This window comes from Rhizobium sp. NFACC06-2 (assembly GCF_900101425.1).
Taxonomy (GTDB): domain Bacteria; phylum Pseudomonadota; class Alphaproteobacteria; order Rhizobiales; family Rhizobiaceae; genus Agrobacterium; species Agrobacterium leguminum.
Map to the genome: position 1 here is coordinate 73971 of NZ_FMVA01000014.1, position 15972 is coordinate 89942.

Consider the following 15972-nt stretch of genomic DNA (forward strand, 5'->3'; position numbering starts at 1 on the left):
AACCGGAGCATTCGGCGTCTGAAGCGACGCGCGGGTCTCCAGGGGGCATTCGGATGGTATCGACTTATCTCAGCTACGACCTCATCAACCGCGATATGAAGGCAAGCCTGTCGCGCGTGTCGCAGCAGGGGCTCATCGAGCGGCAGACGGCATATTACAAAGAAAACATCGGCAATGTGAAAAGCGTCGATGAGTTCCTCGACAATTACCAGCTCTATTCCTATGCGATGGATGCCTTCGGTCTCGGCGAGATGACCTATGCCAAGGCCTTCATGAAAAAGGTGCTGGAAAGCGATCTGAACGACCAGAACAGCTTCGCCAACAAGCTCACCGATGAGCGCTATCGGGAATTTGCCGCAGCCTTCAACTTCACCACATCGACGAAGACGGTTCAGACGGAAGCACAGCTCGACAAGATGATCGGGCTTTACGATACGTCGATAACCGATCTCGATGACAGCCTTGCGGAAGAGACCCGTTATTACAAGGCGATCGTCGGCACGGTGACCAATGTCGACCAGCTGCTGCGCAACGACCGCACCCGCGCCTATATCTTTCAGGTCTTCGGCATCGATGAGAAGACCTATTCCTATACCCATATCAAGGGATTGATGACGAGCGACATCAACGATCCCGACAGCTACATCAACCAGAAATACGGCGCGGCCTATAATGACGCGGTCGAAAAACTGACGATGAAGGGCAATATCGAGCTGCACGCGCAGGTCACTGCCCGGATTACCGCAATCGACACCGAACTCGCCGGCACCGGTTTGACGGCGGAGGAGCGCACGGCGCTGGAGGCGGAAAAGGTGACGCGCCAGGACCAGCTGACCCAGCTCGAGGCGGTGTTGCCGCCGCAGGATGAGTGGGAAGCGAAGCTCGCCGCCATCAAGGCCGAGCAGACGACGCTCACCAGCACCGTGACGCAATATAACAAGATGGCGCAGCTCGCCACCGCCTTCGAGTTCAAGAACGACGGCACGGTGACCGCCGGTCAGGCGCAGACGGCGGACAATCTCAAGGCCCTGACGGATGCCTATATCGGCAGCGCCCCGCGCGTGACGCCGACCGTCGCCACGCTGAACCGCGATTATTTCGAATCGAAGATCGGTTCGATCAAGACGGTAACCGAACTGACGTCGGATACCCGGCTTCTCAACTATATCAGGACCGCCTTCGACCTGAACGACCTCACAGTCGTCACGGCAACGATCCAGAACATCCTGACCAGCGATCTGAGCGATCCGAGCAACTACATCGCGACCGTCGGCAAGAACGACAAGCGCTATATCGCCTTGAGGAATGCCTTCAATTTCCAGACCGACGGAACGCTGGCAGACGGCACGACATCCCAGACGACGGCACAGACCGCGACCACCACCAGCGGTTATATGACCTATTACAACGACAAGGATGACGCCGCCGACGAGAAGGCGCTGAAGCTGTTTAAGAGCGATATAGCCAGCGTCACTTCCGTCAAGGATTTCATCGACAGCAGCGCGGTCTATACCTATGCGCTGAAAGCCGTCGGCCTCGATCCGGCCAAGGTGAATTCCGCCGATATTCGCAAGGTCCTCACCAGCGATCTGCAGGATAAAAAGAGCTTCGTCTACACGCTGAAAGACGAGCGTTATGTCAAGCTGGCGGAGCTGTTCAACTTCGCCTCCGATGGTAGCGTCGGTACACCGGTTCTGGCGCAGTCGGAAATCGAGATGCAGACCATGTCGGCCGACTACATCAAGAAAAAATCGGCTTTCGGCACGGAAAAGGACAAGGAAACGGCGACGAAGGAATCGGAATATTTCACCGCCGAGATGCAGAAGATCAAGACGCTCAAGGAATTCCTGAGCGATGATCGCCTGACCAAATTCGCAATGGAGTCGCTCGGTATCGATCCCGAAAGCGTGACGAAGGAACAGCTCGAAAAGGCCTTCACCTCGAAGCTCGATGACAAGGACAGCTACGTCAACAAGGAGATGGATCCGGTCTTCCGCCGCCTCGTCACCGCCTTCAACTTCAATACCGACGGTACGCTTCTTCACGAGGACCGCAGCCTGATCCAGACGCGGCGCGGCCTTTACGAGACGCTGGACAACTACCTCACCCAGACGCTGGAAACGCAGGCGGGCGAAGAAAATGCCGGCGTGCGCCTGGCGCTCTATTTCCAGCGCATGGCGGCCGGAACGACGTCCTATTACTCGATCCTCGCCGACACGGCGCTCCAGAGCTTCATCAACACCACTTTTGGGATTCCGGACGAACTCGCCAATGCCGAGGTCGATACGCAGGTGACGATGATGAAGAAATATTTCGACATCGAGGATTTTCAGGATCCGGAAAAGGTCAAGAAGCTGGTCGCCCGTTTCACCATCATGTACGACAATCAGCAGAACACCACCGATCCGATCATGACGCTCTTCAACGGCAGCGGTTCGGTGGGCATCAGCGCCGATACGCTGCTGGCGGTTGCCACGCTGCGGGCGCGGTAGCACAGAAAGCGCGGACGAGCGACGGGAGGAGCGGGGTTAGCTGGCTTGAGGCTGATGACAAAGCCTCCCGCATAGCCGGTGTCATCCCCGGGATTTGTACTCTCCTCTTACCACCCCGGCAGCATGTGCCCGGCGCGCAGGCGCGGCATTTTGGGGTAGGTCTTCACATCGCTGTCCATTTCGTCGGCAACGCTCATCGGCGAGATATTGTCGAGGCAGGCAGTGATGTGGTCGGTGATGGCGTTCACCAGCGAAGGGGAGAGGCCCGGTCGTTTCATCAGGCCGATCTGCACCGGCGGCAGGGGCGGGAACCCGTCCGCGGCGGTCAGAACCTTCATGCCGGTGCGCAGCGCCGATTCCGGCAGCACCGAGACGGCCATGCCCGCCAGCACGGCAGCGGCGACGACGGTGGAAGACCAGCTCGTGAACAGGACCTGATAGTCCCGCCCATCGGCATCAAGTGCTGAACAGGCAAGCTGGCGCCAGTGGCAATCGCGCCGCCCGACGGCGAGCGGCACGGGTGCATCGTCCTTCAGCGGATGGTTGGCGGAAGCGACCCAGCAGAGCGGTTCGGTGCGCACCACATCCGAGGAGCGCGCGCGCGGATTATGGGTGACGAGGGCGATATCCAGTTCGCCCCGCGCCATTTTTTCGGCAAGGCTGACCGAAGGTTCGCAGACGATATAAAGCTCGACATTGGGATGGGTCTTGGCGAAGCGCCCGATAATCTCCGGCATGTAGCGGTCGGCATAGTCATCGGGCGTGCCGATGCGCAGCATGCCTTCCAGCCGGTTGTCGTCGAAGGCGGCGATTGCCTCGTTATTGAGGCGGATGATGCGGCGTGCGTAATTCATCAGCTTCTCGCCCTCCGCCGTCAGGCGGTTGCCACGACCGTCCTTGGCGAAAAGCTGTTTGCCGATCCGTTCTTCCAGCCGTCGCATCTGCATGGAAACGGCGGATTGCGTCTTGAAAACGCGGTCTGCGGCCTTGGTGAAGCTGCCCGTATCGACGATGGCGATGAAGGTATGCAGCTGGTCTATGTCAAGAGGTGCGGACATGGATGGTCATCCATCAGAATGATTGATGCCTCACATTAGAAACATTCGTTGGACTGATCAATAGTCTTGCGACATTTTGACACCCAGCAAATCAATATCAACCCCGGGCCGGCGAAACGTCAGGCCCCCAACCCGAGGCAGCTTCTCGCGCGTGGTGCGCCGGGGGCGGTGCCGCATCGTGCCGTTACGAAAGGATAAGTGTCATGCGCACGGCAGAACGGAGAATGGAACTGGAACTCGCAACCTCCAGGCAGAACGATACGCTTCGTCGTGTCGCCGGCCTCTTTGCTTTTCGGGTCAAAACGTTCTTGCAGCGCATCTACAATCGTATCGTGGCCAATGGTCTCACGGAACTCGATGACCGCCTTCTGGCCGATATCGGTCTGGCGCGCTCGGATGTGAGGGATGCGCTCAATACTGGCCTGCTCGAGGATCCGACCGCCCATCTGACCCGCGCCGCACGCAACCGCGCGGTGACCCGGTTCAAGACCGTTTAAAGCATTTCCAGGAAAAGCGGGCCCCGGTTTTCCGTCCGGAAATGCGCCAAAACGTTCCAGAATGTTCGGGCAATTCCGGCAGACCTCCAGCCGCCGGAATTGCTTTCGAACGGAAAAGTTTTCCCCGCAGGGTGATTTGCCAATAGCCCTGCCTTTGCCCGGTGTCAGGCCCCTCGGCCGCGCCGGGCTTTTTTAATGGCGGCGCAATTTTCTCAATACTGATATTCTTCGAACACCGGCAGCACGGAGCCGCCCCAGCGACCGTTGTAAAGCGCAAGCAGGTCTTCGGCGAGCGTGGTCTTCTTGGCAAGAACTTCATCCAGCGACGACAGGAACACGGTTTCGTCCTGGCCTTCGCCGTTCAGGCGCTTGCGGTTTTTCAGGCCGGTGCGGGAAATGTCGAGCACCTCGCGGGCGAGACCGAGAAGCGGCTTGCCGGCGATCTCGGCGGAAAGACCCTTGGCCGGAACGGCATCGCGAAGGGCGATGACCTCATCGAAGCTCCAGCCGGCGGTCAGCGCATCGGCAGCGGTCAGCGCCTCGTCATCGTAAAGAAGGCCGACCCAGAAAGCGGGAAGGGCGCAGATGCGTCTCCACGGGCCGCCATCCGCACCGCGCATTTCGAGGAAACGCTTCAGGCGCACATCCGGGAACAGGGTGGAAAGATGGTTCGTCCAGTCGCCCATGGTAGGCTGCCAGTCGGCGATTTCGCCCTTCAGCGCACCGTTCATGAACTGACGGAAAGTGACATGGGTGCAATCATGATATTTGCCGTCGCGCACGATGAAATACATCGGCACGTCGAGCGCCCATTCCACATAGTCCTTGAAGCCGAAGTCATCGCTGAAGGTGAAGGGCAGCACGCCCGAGCGGCGGTTGTCGGTGTCGCGCCAGATATCGCCGCGCCAGGAAAGAAGACCGTTCGGCTTGCCTTCGGTGAAGGGCGAGGAGGCGAAGAGCGCTGTTGCCAGCGATTGCAGCTTCATGGAAACGCGCATCTTCCGGCGCATGTCCGCTTCGGAGGAGAAATCGAGGTTAACCTGAATGGTGCAGGTGCGGTACATCATGTCGAGACCCTTGGTCCCGACCTTCGGCATATAGCGCGTCATGATCGCATAACGCGATTTCGGCATCCGCGGCGTTTCGTCGTAGCTCCACAGCGGGCTGCCGCCGATGCCGAGGAAACGGATGCCCATCGGCTCGGCCACTTCGCGCAGCGTCGCCAGATGCTGGTTGGATTCCTTGCAGGTCTGGTGCAGGTTTTCGAGCGGCGCGCCCGATAGTTCGAACTGGCCGCCCGGCTCGATGGAAATGGCGCCCATGCCGTGCTGCTCGCCAAGGCCGATGATGTTGCCGCCGTCCATGATCGGCTCCCAGCCGAGCTTTTCCTGCATGCCCTTCAAGAGCGCGGAAATGCTGGCCTCGCCAAAATAGGGGACGGGACTGTTATCCTTGCGGAAAAACGCGAATTTTTCGTGCTCGGTGCCGATGCGGAAGTCGGCTTCAGCTTTGCAACCGCCCGCCAGATAGTCTGTAAGCTCCGTAACGGAGGAGAGGGGGGTCTGGTCGGTCGTGTCGCGTGCCATGGCTTACCTTGTTATGACGTCTCTGTTGCGGCGAGGCATATGATTGGCAGATAGGGCCGGATCGTATCCGGAGGCAAATGAATTTCTTTTAAAGATGCATGAAGCGCAACGGGGCCGTTCAATTCCAGTCGCCGATCGCCGCCTGAATGATCGCGAGCGCGGCGACGGCGGCCGTATCGGCCCTCAGGATACGCGGCCCGAGCGGAATGGGGGTAACGAAGGCAAGGCCGCGCAGAAGCTCCCTTTCTTCCTCGGAAAACCCGCCTTCCGGGCCGACCAGCAGGGCAAGTTTGCGCTCCGTGACGGCTTGCAGGATCGGCAGCGGATTTTGCCCCGCATCGCCTTCGTCGCAATAGATGATGCGCCGGTCGTGGGGCCAGCTCTCGAGCATGTCCTTCAGTTTCACCGGCTCAGCCACCTCGGGCAGGGACAGTATGCCGCACTGCTCGGCGGCTTCGATGGCGTTGGCGCGCAGTTTTTCGGTATTGTGGATCTTGCCCTGAACATGCTGCGTCATCACCGGCTGCAACAGGCCGGCGCCCATCTCCACCGCCTTCTGCACCAGATAGTCCATGCGCCCGACTTTCAGCGGCGCGAAAAGATAATGCAGGTCCGGGGCGTTCGGCTGGGGCCGTGTCTGCTCGAGGGGGACGAGCACGATCTTCTTGCGGCTCGGAAAGGCAAGTTTCGCTTTCCATTCGCCATCGCGACCGTTGAACAGCAGGATTTCCGCACCGTCGGTCATGCGCAGCACATTGGCGAGATAATTGAACTGCTCGGCTGTTGCCTCCTGCGCGACGCCTTCGGCAAGGCTGGCTTCGATATACAGGCGTTGCATCCGGAAATTGGCGCGCATGGGATTCTGTTTCAGGTTCAGAGAAAGAGGGACGACATGAGCCAGTAGAGCAGCGCCGCAAGCGCTGCACTGGAAGGAACGGTGACCAGCCAGGCGGCGATGATCGTCATGAAGTGGGAGCGGCGGACGAGATAACGGCGGCGTATCTCGGAAGGATTGTCGGCATATCTTTCCGACCGGCGGGGCCTGCCGTCACCAGCCTGAACGAGCTCCTGCCGCCGCCGCGACGATTGCGTGTACCATTCGCGGAAGAAACCGACGCCGAACACCGCGCCGATTGCCGTGTGGGTGGTGCTGACCGGCAGACCGAAGCGCGAGGCAATGAGCACGGTGAGCGCCGTAGCCACGGAAACGCAGAAGGCGCGCATCGGATTGAGCTTGGTGATCTGCTCGCCGACGAGGCGGATAAGGCGCGGGCCATAAAGAAGAATACCGCAGGAAAGCCCGAAGGCACCGACCAGCATTACCCACATCGGCGCACGGGCAGACGTGCTCACCGCCTCGTCATGCAGGGCCCGCACGATGGCAACGACGGGCCCGATGGCGTTCGAAACGTCGTTCGCCCCATGGGCAAAGGACATCAGGCCGGCGGCGAGAACCAGCGGCCACTGGAACAGGATTCGAAGCGACTGGTTGCGGTTTTCCAATCCTTCCGATTGTTTGCGGATGATCGGCACGCAGAGCCGCCAGACCACGAGCCCGGTCACCAGCCCTGTGAGGCTGGCATGGCCAAGCGACACATGCATGAGCTGCCGCAATCCGACCCAGATGAGATAGGCCATGAAGACGCCCGCCATCAAACCAATGAGAACCGGAACCCACAGTCTGGCGGAGGTGAGCTTGTCCTCGCGGTAAATGATGAATTCCTTGATGAAAGCAAGGATGGCGACGGCGATGATGGCGCTGATGAAGGGTGCCAGAACCCATGCGAAGGCAATGCTGCCGAGCGAAATCCAGTCGACCGCCTTCGCCCCATAGGCGGCCATTCCCGCGCCCGCAACCCCGCCCACCACCGTATGGGTGGTGGAAATCGGCGCCTTGGTCCATGTCGAGATATTGACGAGAAGGCCGGCGGCGAGAAGCGCCGACAGCATTGCCCATGAAAAGGCGGTCCTGTCGGGAATTGTCTCGATGTTGATGATGCCGCTGGAAATGGTCTCGACCACATTGCCGCCGGTGATCAGCGCGCCGGCAATCTCGCAGATGGCGGCAATGATGAGGGCGGCGGCAAGCGGCATGGCTTTGGCCCCAACCGCCGGGCCGACATTGTTCGTGACGTCATTCGCGCCGATATTGATAGCCATATAGGCGCCGATGGCGACGGCGGCGATGATGATGACCGAACCCGCGGTGCCGGTGACGAAGACGCCGGCGAAGATGGCCGCCAGGACAACGAACATGAACCCCGCGCCAAGGCCGGCAAGCTGCTGCGTGACATGCAGCGTCGCCTCTTCGACACGGGTAATCTTGTCGAGGTCCTTGTCGAGCGTCGGTTTCATATTCGATGGCGGCTTGATTGCCATTCAGACCTCGTTTGCCAGCATTCCCTTTCGTCCGGCAGTGTCGCAGGTTGAAGGCAATTTTACAGAAAGACTGTTACATCTCGCACATCTTTCCAAAAGGAAAGACGATAAAAGCCATGTTGGAAAAACAAACTGCACATTGCCACGTTCGGGGCGGGCGCGCTATTTCGAATGCGTCATCCGTTTGTCGAAAGCGAGCATCAGCGCTTTCAATTCCGGCTCGTTGACGCGTTTTCCCGCTTCCTGGGGACTGACCCATTCCAGCCGTCTGGATTGCTTTTCGGGAAAGCTTTCCTGCATCTCCGAAACTTCGAGCAGATGCACCTGAACCCTGCACGGCACGTTGACGCCGCTGTTCAGCTTTTTCTCATATTCGTAATAACCGAAGGGGGCCTTTTCCACCGTGCCTTTGACACCGGCTTCCTCATAGGCTTCCTGCTCGGCCACCGCATGGGCCTTCTTGTTGGCCATGGGCCAGCCCTTGGGAATGACCCAGCGCCCCGTGTCCCGGCTGGTCAGCAGCAACACTTCCGGCTCCGGATTCTTCTTGGACAATCGATAGCACAGCGCCGCATATTGCTGTCGCGGCGGTCTGCGCAACATCAAGCCAACATCTGTCGCCAATCGATTCAAAATCTTCAATCCGGATTGATCCTTTTTTGCCGGGTAGTGATAATTGCTAATATAGATGTGCCGTAAGTTCCGCCAATCCCCTTTCACCCATAACCCACTACTGTCTTCACGCTGATGAAGCCTGCAGGGAAGATGGGCATGGTGGATATGCGAACAAAGCTGCGACCGGGTGGTTCCCCGGCCGGACAGCCGATGCGGTAATACCCTCTCCGCCCGCCTTCAAGCATACGGATTGCAAAGCCGCTATGAATTGTAGCCGGGGCTGTTTTTAGTCCGGGGTTAATCCCCAGTGCCGGAGGCCTTCGACCACACCGTCCGCTTCCTTCGCAGCCGAGTGAAAGAAGCGCGTATCATGATATGTCAGCGAGACGAGCTCCGGCAGGGCATTGCCCACGATCACGCCGCGAATATTCTTAAGCTCAAACATCGCCCGATCATTGCCAGTATCGCCTGCAACCACTGATTCGTCGAGGCCGATCTGTAGTTGTCCACATAGCCATGTCAGCGCGGCACCCTTGTCGGCGGCTTTCGGCAAGACGTCGAGGTCGCGGTCGCTGGAATAGACGATACGGGCATCGATATCGTTCTCCACAAGCGCGGCCTCAATCTCTTCGAGCGCGGCGTCATCGGCGTCATGCAGGAACCAGCTCGATTTCAAGCCGTGCTGGTAACGCTCTTCCTGCATCGTCACACCGGGAATTCCGGTCATGACCTCGGCAATCTTCTGGGGGTCGAAACCGGTGCCGAGGGACTGTGTATAGGCGTTTGCCAACTCGCCCCGCTCTTTCGCGTGCAGCATGGTGCCGACCCCGCCAATGATGTAGTCGGGCTCCGGCAATGGTACCTCTTCGAGAAGCGCAAGCTGGTCGTCGATCAGCCTGCCGCTGTTGAAAACCAGAAGGGGACGTTGACCCTCCGGCAACGAATGCCAGAAATCGCGGAACCGGCGCGTGGCGTCGTTATCGCCGACGACGGTTCCGTCGAGATCGGTGGAAAAAAGGCGAAGCGGTCTCAATCGCCGTCGTTCCATGGTTCGGCCCAATCGGCTTCTTCCAGAACCGGCATCATGGTCCTGCCTTCCACAAGGGCGAGAAGCTGCTGGGCAATGCCGGTCCATGTGAACAGGCTGCGCGCCTTGTGCGCCCCCATGCGGGAAAGCCGCCCGTAAAGTCGCTCATGCTTGAACGGCTTCATCATGGTGATGCCGAGGTCTTCCTTGTCGAAAGGATCGGCGAACAGCGCATGGCGGCCATAACTGACGGCCCGGAACAACCCGCCATGAATGGTAACGACGGTGGGTGTGCCGCTCGCCATCGCTTCGATAGCGGTCATGCCGAAGGGCTCGTAACGGCTGGAAAGCACGAAAAGATCGGCGGCGCGATAGATGTCCGGCAGGTCTTCATCCGCGACATAACCGGAAAACGCCACCTTATCCTCTAGGCCTAGCGCTTTCACCCGCTCCTTCAACTGGTTGAGGATCGTGGTTTCCTGCTCGTCCATATTCTCCCCGCCGACGGCCAGATGAAGCCGGGCTTCCGGTTCGCGCTCGGCAAGAACGGAAAAACCGTCGATCAGCAGGTCATAACCCTTGTTGGTGGCAAGGCGTCCGAGCGCCAGCACCGTCTTGCCCTCGAAACCGAAACGCTGCCGGATCATCTGCCGTGTTGCGTCGGAAACCGGGAAGAAACGGTTGTCGTCATAACCGGGCGGGATCATGTGGATGTGCTTGCGCTTCAGACCGTAATCCTCGATCAGAACGTCAAGTTGCACCGGCGTCGTGGCGATCACCATATCGCAGCTGCGATAGATGATCAGCTCGTGCTGGATACGTTCCCTGAAGTTGAATTCCAGTTCGAACGTATCGGCCTTTTCCGGATAGTCGGTCTCCATCTGGCGCTTTTTCCAGATGCCGAGCGAATGCGGCGTGTGCAGATGCGGGATTTTCAGCGCTTCGGAAAGCCGCTGGCCGGCGACGCCCGCATCCCAATAATGGCTGTTGATGAACGAATAATTCAGGTCGTTTTTCTTGATGAAGCGCAGCGCATTTTCACACCACTCCATCAGGTGACGGTGCAGATATTCCTTGGGAATGAAATCGCGCCCGCCGCAGGGAATGCGCACCACGCGGACGCGCTCATCGACCTCATCGAATTCCGGCTGGTCTTCGAAGCGGCGGGTATAAAGATCGACAGTATAACCGAGCTGGCCGAGTTTGCGTGCAAGCTCAAGCACATAAACCACCTGTCCACCGGTGTCCGCAGCGCCCAGCGGCGGGTGCGCGGCGACATAGCCATGCGTCGATATGAGAGCTATCCGCGGATAGCGTTCAGTTTCGCTCGTGGTCGTCATGGGTCCCATCTTGGTAAATTTTTCCAATTAACCCGATAAAAAGACCAAAGAGCACAAAAGGTTCCATCAAAATCTGAAAAAACCGGGTGCCGCATTTCGCCGGATGGCGTTTTCAGGGGCCGCGCTGCTGTTGCCTCAGGCGCGAAATCCGGTCCCATTCCCGCGCCTGATGCGCCTTGGATGTCGTCTCCACGATAAAGTCGATATGGGCCTCCGCCGCCGCCCTTGCCGCAGCCGCATCGCCGGCGGCAATCGCATCGTGGATGGCGATATGTTGCCTCAGCACCTCGTCATGGGCGCCGGCGACGGTGAAGATGAGATGGCGATTGTAGAAGATGTCGTCGCTCAGAAGCCGATAGCAGGAGCGTAACGTGTGCATCAGCACGATATTATGCGCCGCTTCGCCGATGGCGTTGTGAAATTCCACATCGCCCGCAAGCTCTTCTTCGAAACGGCCCGCCTCATGCGCTTCCCGCATTCTGTCCACGATGGCGGCGAGGTTGCGCCTGTCCGGCTCCGTCGCCCGCTGCGCGGCAAGTTCGGCGGTCATGCCTTCGATATAGCGGCGATATTCGAGGAAATCCCGTGTCGCCCGGCTGTGGCGGGTAATCAGCGCGCTCAAGGGGTCTGAAAAGACCGGGCCGACAATATCGGCAACATAGGTGCCGCCGCCATGCCGGCTGGTAAGAAGGCCACGGGTCTCAAGTTCCTTCAGCGCTTCCCGCAGGATCGGCCGCGAGACATCGAGGCGTTGCGCCAGTTCGCGCTCGCCGGGCAGCCTGTCGCCATCGCGCAATATGCCGTCGAGGATCAGTTCCTCGAAACGTAAGATCACCTCCTGCGATGTGCGGCTGTGCTCGATGCGCGCAAAAAGCGTTTCGTCCATCGCAGAAGTCTCCGGCGAAATCCCGCCCCGTATTTCGATGGGGGCAAATTATCAGCGAAGCATCGTACTGGTCAAATATTCTATCCAGTTACACGCCTCGTCCGTGCCATGCCTGCGGCAACACGGCATCTGCCTTTTCGAATTGGCTTTTGTTAAAGCAGCGGCAGGGCAAGGGTGACGATGGCGGATTTTTCCGCCAGGTGGATCAAAACAATGACAGCGGCTTCGATTGCGATGTTTTCATCGCGATCAATGCTCTAATAAAACCGGCGCAACAGGCGGGGACGATATCGCAATGGCCAAGGGTAGATTTGCTTTCGCAAGCGCGCCGGAAAGATCGCTGGCGCTCGGGGAGGTTCATGCGCGGCCGACGGTGCTTCTCGCACCCTCGCGCATCATCGTCCAGCTTGCCTTCATGATGGATGGTGGTTCGGCCGTGCATCACTCGGTCATCGCGGAAATGTCGCGCAGCCGCGGTGTTGCGCCGCCGGAGCGCGATGCCCGCCACCATGCCATGCCCTGGGGGCAGGGGACCTTGCGCTGGGAGCGGCATACCGAATTTTCGACCTGGTTCTGGGATGGCCCCGCGCCGGAAAAATTCGGCGGCGAGATTGCCGGCGATCCCTTCGGCGACGGCTTTTCGCCGCCCGGCTCGCTGATCTCGGGCGTGCGGCTGGAAATCCGCCCGGAAAATGGTGTGGCGTCTGAGGCCGAGACGATCTTCGAGCCGACCAGCCTCTGTCACAGCGACGTGCGCGACGGTCAGGCGGCGATCCTCACCGATTTCCGGCAGGATCGCGACGGGCTGACACAGATATTGGTGATCGACCGGGGCTTGAGCGATTACAGCCGCGGCGCGCTGGTGCAGCGGCTTCTCGATATCGAGACCTATCGCACCCTTGCCATGCTGGGCCTGCCGATGGCGCAGACGCTCTCGCCGGAAATCCGCCGTATCGAAGATGGCCTGACGGGGATCACCCAGCGCATGAAAAACGGTGCGCGCGACGAGGCCGATGCGCTGCTGGCGGAAATGACCCGGCTTGCGGCCGAACTGGAAGCCAACGCCGCGCTCAGCCTCTATCGTTTCGGCGCCAGCCGCGCTTATGACGGCATCGTGCGCGAACGCATCCGGGCGCTTGCGGAAACCCCGGTGCAGGGCCACGAAACCATGGGCAGCTTTCTGGAACGGCGCATGGCGCCGGCCATGCGCACCTGCCAGTCGGTGGAGGAGCGGCAGGCCAACCTGTCGCGCAAGCTCTATCGCGCCACGGCGCTCGTCCGAAGCTGGATTGACGTGGAACTGGAACGGCAGAATACGGTGTTGCTCAACACCATGAACAAGCGCGCCGCCATGCAGCTTCGCCTGCAGCAGACGGTCGAAGGCCTCTCGGTCGCCGCCATCTCCTATTACGTCGTCGGTCTGATCGGTTATCTCACCAAGGCGATCAGCCACGACGTGCTGCCGCTCGACCCTGCCGTCGTCACCGGCATCTCCGTTCCTTTCGCGGTTCTCGGCGTCTGGTGGGTGGTGCGCCGCATCCGCCGCTCCCATGCCGAGGGCGGGCACTGAGGGGTAATCCCATGTCCCTCAACCCTGCTCCCAATAAGGTGAAGGCCCATAGAGCCCGGCGAGATAATCGATGAACAGCCGAACCTTTGCAGGCAGGAACTGCCGGCTCGGATAAACCGCCGAGAGCGTGACGTTTCGCGATCCCTCATAACCCGGCAGAACCTGCACCAGCTTGCCGCTGCGCAATTCATGGCCGATATCCCAGGTAGAGCGCAACGCAATGCCGAGCCCTGATATCACCGCCTCGCGGATCACCTCGCTGGAATTGGTGATGAGCATCCCTTCCGGGCGAATGCTCATCGCGCCGCCCGGTCCCTCCAGCCGCCAGACATCGTTATTATGGGCCGGCAGGCAGCGGTGCTTTTTCAGATCCTCGATTGTCGCCGGCATACCATGGGCCGCAACGTATTCCGCCGAAGCGCAAAGCACGCGGCGCACTGGCGCCAGCCTGCGGGCCACGAGGCTGGAGGAATTCAGATCGGCGATACGGATGGCCAGATCGTAACCACCCTCGATGATGTCGATGAATTCGTCGCTCAGCACCAGATTGACCGAAAGATCCGGATGCCGCTCCATGAAACCCTTCAGATGCGGCGCGATATGCATGCGCCCGAAGGAGGTCGGCGCGGAAACCTTCAGCGTGCCGTTGACCGTATTGGCGCGGCCGGACACGAAATCCTCGGCCTCCTCCAGCCCTTCCAGCACGGCAAGCACCCGCTCGTAAAAGCCCTGTCCCGCTTCGGTCAGCGAGATTTGCCGTGTGGTGCGCTGGAAAAGCCGCGCGCCGAGCTTTTCTTCCAGCCGCTTGATGCGCTTGGAAATGACGGCGGGCGAATAACCAAGCTCCCTCGCGGCCAGCGACATGCTACCGGAGGCCGCAACGCTTGCGAAGACTTCCAGATCGCCCAGATTCGTCATAGTTGCCCTCGATTGTTTCCAGAAAGGAAAAAATCCATAACATTTGATTGCGCCGTTTCAAAGTGGTAAAGAAAGAATACCAGTTGGTGAGATGGCATGGAGGAGGGGCGGTGACGCAGCCGATCAAGTTTCTGGAGCCGCGCGCGAAAGTCGTCGCAGGCCGTGACCGCATCATATCCGACCTGAAGGATATTTTGGCCGAGGACTGTCTTGTGCACGAACCGCGCGAACTCGTGCCTTTCGAAACCGACGCCTTCGTTTCCTATCGCCGCCTGCCGCTGGCCGTGGCGTTGCCGAAAACGACGGAAGAGGTGGCGGCGGTGATGAAGTATTGTCACCGCTACGGCATTCCGGTCGTGCCGCGCGGGGCTGGCACCTCGCTCTCCGGCGGCGCGATCCCGCAGGAGGATGCGGTGGTGATCGGCCTTTCGAAGATGGCCTCGATCCTCGAACTGGATTTTTATAACCGTACGGCGCGGGTGCAGGCGGGCGTCACCAATCTTTCCATTTCCGATGCGGCCGGCGCGGAAGGTTTCTTTTATGCGCCGGACCCCAGCTCGCAGCTTGCCTGCACCATCGGCGGCAATATCGGCATGAATTCCGGCGGCGCGCATTGCCTGAAATACGGTGTCACCACCAATAATCTGCTCGGCGTGAAAATGGTGCTCGTGGATGGCACGGTGCTGGAACTGGGAGGCAAGCACCTCGATGCTGCCGGCTACGATCTGCTCGCCCTCGTCTGCGGCTCGGAAGGCCAGCTCGGTATCGTGACGGAAGCGACAGTGCGGCTGATCGCCAGGCCGGAAGGCGCGCGACCGGTGCTGTTCGGCTTCGATACGTCGGAGGAGGCCGGCTCCTGCGTGGCCGATATTATCGGCGCGGGCATCATCCCGGTCGCCATCGAATTCATGGACAAGCCGGCCATCGAAATTTGCGAGGCCTTCGCCAAAGCGGGTTATCCGCTGGATGTCGGCGCGCTGCTGATCGTCGAGGTCGAAGGCTCCGAGGCGGAAATGGACGCCATGCTGGCGGACATCGTGGCGATTGCCCGAAAACATGGCGTGAAGACGGTGAAGGAATGTCAGTCAGCCATGGAAGCGGCGGCGATCTGGAAAGGCCGCAAATCCGCCTTCGGCGCAACCGGCCGCATCGCGGATTATATCTGCATGGATGGCACCGTGCCGCTCTCCCAGCTTTCTTATGTGCTGAAGAAGACGAGCGAAATCACCGACCGCCTCGGCCTGCGCGTCGCCAATGTCTTCCATGCCGGCGATGGCAACATGCACCCGCTCATCCTGTTCAACGCCAACGATCCGGAGGATGCGGCCCGCGCGGAAGAGGCAGGCAATGAAATATTGAAGCTCTGCGTCGATGCCGGCGGCTGTTTGACCGGCGAACATGGTGTGGGCATCGAAAAACGCGATCTGATGCGCCACCAGTATGGTGAGGCCGATCTTGCCCAGCAAATGGCGGTGCGGGCGGCTTTCGATGAGGGCTGGCTGATGAACCCTTCCAAGGTGTTTCCGCTGGAGGGGAGGGGATGATGGAGGCTGGTCTTATGTCGTTGGCGGGTGTGGATTACCCCCCTCTGCCCTGCCGGGCAT

Annotated in this window: 13 protein-coding genes; 4 read left to right on the plus strand and 9 right to left on the minus strand. The window is 59.8% G+C overall.

Annotation, left to right across the window (positions count from 1 at the left end):
- Positions 1 to 53 precede the first annotated feature (53 nt).
- On the plus strand, positions 54 to 2492 hold the full coding sequence (locus tag F3H58_RS21015; RefSeq protein ID WP_149743638.1) for a DUF1217 domain-containing protein: 2439 nt from the start codon (positions 54 to 56) through the stop codon (positions 2490 to 2492).
- 107 nt (positions 2493 to 2599) lie between these two features.
- Here F3H58_RS21015 and F3H58_RS21020 read toward each other — a convergent pair whose 3' ends face one another.
- Positions 2600 to 3550 (minus strand): LysR substrate-binding domain-containing protein, encoded by a 951-nt coding sequence (locus tag F3H58_RS21020; protein WP_004432791.1) that lies wholly within the window; start codon positions 3548 to 3550, stop codon positions 2600 to 2602.
- Between the two features lie 203 nt (positions 3551 to 3753).
- On the opposite strand from F3H58_RS21020, the gene F3H58_RS21025 reads away from it, so the two are divergent.
- A complete protein-coding gene (locus F3H58_RS21025; RefSeq protein ID WP_004432794.1) occupies positions 3754 to 4047 on the plus strand; it encodes a YjiS-like domain-containing protein in 294 nt (97 codons plus the stop codon).
- Positions 4048 to 4259: 212 nt separating this feature from the next.
- Here F3H58_RS21025 and F3H58_RS21030 read toward each other — a convergent pair whose 3' ends face one another.
- The 7 genes from F3H58_RS21030 to F3H58_RS21060 form a co-directional block, all read right to left on the minus strand.
- Complete coding sequence (locus F3H58_RS21030) at positions 4260 to 5633, minus strand: glutamate--cysteine ligase (RefSeq protein WP_149743639.1); 1374 nt, start codon at positions 5631 to 5633, stop codon at positions 4260 to 4262.
- Between the two features lie 118 nt (positions 5634 to 5751).
- A complete protein-coding gene (locus F3H58_RS21035) occupies positions 5752 to 6489 on the minus strand; it encodes a 16S rRNA (uracil(1498)-N(3))-methyltransferase (protein WP_188129013.1) in 738 nt (245 codons plus the stop codon).
- 17 nt (positions 6490 to 6506) lie between these two features.
- Positions 6507 to 8012 (minus strand): inorganic phosphate transporter, encoded by a 1506-nt coding sequence (locus F3H58_RS21040; protein WP_149743640.1) that lies wholly within the window; start codon positions 8010 to 8012, stop codon positions 6507 to 6509.
- Between the two features lie 162 nt (positions 8013 to 8174).
- Positions 8175 to 8615 carry an NUDIX hydrolase gene (locus F3H58_RS21045; protein ID WP_004432806.1) on the minus strand — a complete coding sequence of 147 codons (441 nt, stop codon included), beginning with the start codon at positions 8613 to 8615 and terminating at the stop codon, positions 8175 to 8177.
- Positions 8616 to 8913: 298 nt separating this feature from the next.
- A complete protein-coding gene (locus F3H58_RS21050; protein WP_149743641.1) occupies positions 8914 to 9660 on the minus strand; it encodes an HAD family hydrolase in 747 nt (248 codons plus the stop codon).
- Positions 9657 to 11003 (minus strand): glycosyltransferase family 4 protein, encoded by a 1347-nt coding sequence (locus tag F3H58_RS21055; protein ID WP_161987672.1) that lies wholly within the window; start codon positions 11001 to 11003, stop codon positions 9657 to 9659. The genes F3H58_RS21050 and F3H58_RS21055 overlap by 4 nt, the downstream gene beginning before the upstream one ends.
- A gap of 103 nt (positions 11004 to 11106) precedes the next feature.
- Complete coding sequence (locus F3H58_RS21060; RefSeq protein WP_149743642.1) at positions 11107 to 11880, minus strand: FadR/GntR family transcriptional regulator; 774 nt, start codon at positions 11878 to 11880, stop codon at positions 11107 to 11109.
- 295 nt (positions 11881 to 12175) lie between these two features.
- Between F3H58_RS21060 and F3H58_RS21065 the strand changes: the two genes are divergently transcribed.
- Positions 12176 to 13450, plus strand: a complete 1275-nt coding sequence (locus F3H58_RS21065) for a DUF3422 family protein (RefSeq protein ID WP_004432815.1) — start codon at positions 12176 to 12178, stop codon at positions 13448 to 13450.
- Positions 13451 to 13468: 18 nt separating this feature from the next.
- On the opposite strand, the gene F3H58_RS21070 is transcribed toward F3H58_RS21065, so the two are convergent.
- Complete coding sequence (locus tag F3H58_RS21070; RefSeq protein WP_020812657.1) at positions 13469 to 14368, minus strand: LysR family transcriptional regulator; 900 nt, start codon at positions 14366 to 14368, stop codon at positions 13469 to 13471.
- Positions 14369 to 14478: 110 nt separating this feature from the next.
- Here F3H58_RS21070 and F3H58_RS21075 point away from each other — a divergent pair, with 110 nt between their 5' ends.
- A complete protein-coding gene (locus F3H58_RS21075) occupies positions 14479 to 15912 on the plus strand; it encodes an FAD-binding oxidoreductase (protein ID WP_149743643.1) in 1434 nt (477 codons plus the stop codon).
- Positions 15913 to 15972 lie beyond the last annotated feature (60 nt).

What these genes read in the sequence shown, in the direction of transcription:
- F3H58_RS21030 (WP_149743639.1), bottom strand. Translation starts at nt 5,633, where the DNA reads ATGGCACGCGACACGACCGACCAGACCCCCCTCTCCTCCGTTACGGAG.
- F3H58_RS21060 (WP_149743642.1), bottom strand. Translation starts at nt 11,880, where the DNA reads ATGGACGAAACGCTTTTTGCGCGCATCGAGCACAGCCGCACATCGCAG.
- F3H58_RS21070 (WP_020812657.1), bottom strand. Translation starts at nt 14,368, where the DNA reads ATGACGAATCTGGGCGATCTGGAAGTCTTCGCAAGCGTTGCGGCCTCC.
- F3H58_RS21040 (WP_149743640.1), bottom strand. Translation starts at nt 8,012, where the DNA reads ATGGCAATCAAGCCGCCATCGAATATGAAACCGACGCTCGACAAGGAC.
- F3H58_RS21045 (WP_004432806.1), bottom strand. Translation starts at nt 8,615, where the DNA reads ATGTTGCGCAGACCGCCGCGACAGCAATATGCGGCGCTGTGCTATCGA.
- F3H58_RS21055 (WP_161987672.1), bottom strand. Translation starts at nt 11,003, where the DNA reads ATGGGACCCATGACGACCACGAGCGAAACTGAACGCTATCCGCGGATA.
- F3H58_RS21025 (WP_004432794.1), top strand. Translation starts at nt 3,754, where the DNA reads ATGCGCACGGCAGAACGGAGAATGGAACTGGAACTCGCAACCTCCAGG.
- F3H58_RS21020 (WP_004432791.1), bottom strand. Translation starts at nt 3,550, where the DNA reads ATGTCCGCACCTCTTGACATAGACCAGCTGCATACCTTCATCGCCATC.
- F3H58_RS21035 (WP_188129013.1), bottom strand. Translation starts at nt 6,489, where the DNA reads ATGCGCGCCAATTTCCGGATGCAACGCCTGTATATCGAAGCCAGCCTT.
- F3H58_RS21015 (WP_149743638.1), top strand. Translation starts at nt 54, where the DNA reads ATGGTATCGACTTATCTCAGCTACGACCTCATCAACCGCGATATGAAG.
- F3H58_RS21065 (WP_004432815.1), top strand. Translation starts at nt 12,176, where the DNA reads ATGGCCAAGGGTAGATTTGCTTTCGCAAGCGCGCCGGAAAGATCGCTG.